General features: G+C 47.0%; 2 protein-coding genes. Both read left to right on the top strand.

Annotation, left to right across the window (positions count from 1 at the left end; translation table 11 throughout):
• Positions 1-777: 777 nt before the first annotated feature.
• Positions 778-1,743, top strand: coding sequence for a protein rep (locus ACJHX3_RS24710; RefSeq protein WP_001287824.1), 966 nt, complete (start codon positions 778-780; stop codon positions 1,741-1,743).
• A 3-nt stretch (positions 1,744-1,746) separates the two neighbouring features.
• Positions 1,747-2,013, top strand: coding sequence for a hypothetical protein (locus ACJHX3_RS24705; RefSeq protein ID WP_001024536.1), 267 nt, complete (start codon positions 1,747-1,749; stop codon positions 2,011-2,013).
• Positions 2,014-2,212: the final 199 nt, after the last annotated feature.

Raw genomic sequence — 2,212 nt, 5'->3', positions numbered from 1 at the left:
GCATTATCCTCAGCATTATCCTCAGCCTTGCCAACTCGACACCAATGCAGGATAGACAATCCGATGTCAAATGTTAACACTCTGCGAGTGGTATATTTTCCCCGGATTATCGTCCTGAGCCTGCCGCTGGCTCTCTTTCTACCGCCTCGCTTTGCTCGTTGCTCAACGCCTCACAGACACGGATTAAAATCCGCATCCGTTCACCGTTTTTTAAAGTCCGTTAAAAGCATGATGCCATCTCCGAGAGTTAATCTCGTCAAATGCTAAATCGTGGGGGTCCCCTTTGGGGTTCCGATTTAGTGATTGACGACACCACCGATTAAAAAACTTATGCGGGGTGGATGGTTTCACGAAGTGAGGCCATCCACCTGTAAGACAGGGTTTTGTTTTTATTCCCTGTTTTGGTGATCGGGTGTGTGGAAAAGGTTGGGGTAAGCCGTTCGGGGGTGCTTGTTTTGGGGGGTTAAAATTGTGGTTATTTTTTGCGCAATTCTCGCGCGTGATCCTTGTATTTATACTTAAGGGATAAATGGCGGATATGAAATAGTGGTTTAGCCCAGTAATGACGAGGCTTTGAGTGGGTTTTGACAGGTCAAAGAAAATGGAGCAGAATTGAGGCGTTTTTAATCGGCGTTGGGGAGTGCGTCAACACTCCCCAACATTTCGAATGTGTCACCTCAGCGGCAAACTCTGGTGACATGTACTGGCTCGCAATGCACAGGTACGTGATGAATATACCACATCAAATCACAGCCTGCCCAGATCGGAGCAGGCTTAATGTCAGAAGATAAATTCCTTTCGGACTACAGCCCCCGTGATGCAGTTTGGGATACCCAGCGCACGCTTACCGATTCTGTCGGGGGTATCTACCAGACTGCTGCTGAATTCGAGCGCTATGCACTCCGTATGGCCTCCTGTAGCGGTTTGTTACGTTTTGGTTGGTCTACCATCATGGAAACCGGAGAAACGCGCCTACGGCTTCGTAGTGCGCAATTTTGCCGTGTCCGTCATTGCCCTGTCTGCCAGTGGAGAAGAACCCTCATGTGGCAAGCCCGTTTTTATCAGGCTCTACCGAAAATCGTTGTGGATTACCCGTCTTCCCGATGGTTGTTTCTGACGTTAACTGTCAGGAACTGCGAGATAGGTGAACTTGGAACAGTCCTTACAGCAATGAATGCGGCGTTTAAGCGAATGGAAAAGCGAAAGGAGCTATCACCTGTTCAGGGGTGGATCAGGGCTACGGAGGTGACGCGAGGTAAGGATGGCAGCGCACATCCGCATTTTCACTGTCTGCTGATGGTGCAACCTTCTTGGTTTAAAGGGAAGAACTACGTTAAGCACGAACGTTGGGTAGAACTCTGGCGCGATTGCTTGCGGGTGAACTATGAGCCGAATATCGATATTCGGGCAGTAAAAACTAAGACAGGTGAGGTTGTGGCCAACGTTGCCGAGCAACTGCAAAGCGCGGTTGCTGAAACGCTGAAATACTCCGTTAAACCGGAAGATATGGCAAACGATCCTGAGTGGTTTCTTGAGCTGACGCGGCAGCTTCACAAGCGCCGTTTTATCTCGACCGGTGGGGCGCTAAAAAACGTCCTCCAGTTGGATCGAGAAACCAATGAGGATCTTGTCATTGCCGACGATGTAGGGGATGGCACTGATGACGGGAAGCGGACGGCGTTTGTCTGGGATTCAGGTAAACGGCGTTACAAACGCGCCCCTGAGAAGGATAAATCGGATTAACGTATGAATATTAATATTGAATACCTGAATGGAAATAAGACTATTGGTTTATTTTTTTTAAGAAGTGAAGCGGTGATTCCTGACAGGTTTAAAAACCTTATTTTGCTTATTGATGGATTAAGTTTTGGCACATTTGGTTTTCATCCGCACGAAGGTTTTGAGGATGAATTAATTTTATATATTCAGAAAACAAACGAGAGGGTAAAAACTCTTTTTGTGAAAATAGATTTAAACGGTATCAAGTTTGGATTTTTAAGAACGCATTCTTAGTTCTGGAAAAGAGCCAGCGGCAGGCTGAGGTGATAGGTACGAGATTGCATGCAATCTCTAGTGCTCTGTCTATCCTGCATTATCCTCAGCATTATCCTCAGCATTATCCTCAGCCTTGCCAACTCGACACCAATGCAGGATAGACAATCCGATGTCAAATGTTAACACTCTGCGAGTGGTATATTTTCCCCGGATTATC

This window comes from Escherichia sp. WS1265, assembly GCF_046487585.1.
GTDB lineage: Bacteria > Pseudomonadota > Gammaproteobacteria > Enterobacterales > Enterobacteriaceae > Escherichia > Escherichia coli.
Note: the sequence above shows the minus strand (reverse complement) of the source record. Positions and strands in the feature narration are given on the sequence as shown.

Excerpts from the sequence above, each read along its gene's own strand:
- ACJHX3_RS24705 (WP_001024536.1), top strand. The coding sequence starts at position 1,747 with ATGAATATTAATATTGAATACCTGAATGGAAATAAGACTATTGGTTTA.
- ACJHX3_RS24710 (WP_001287824.1), top strand. The coding sequence starts at position 778 with ATGTCAGAAGATAAATTCCTTTCGGACTACAGCCCCCGTGATGCAGTT.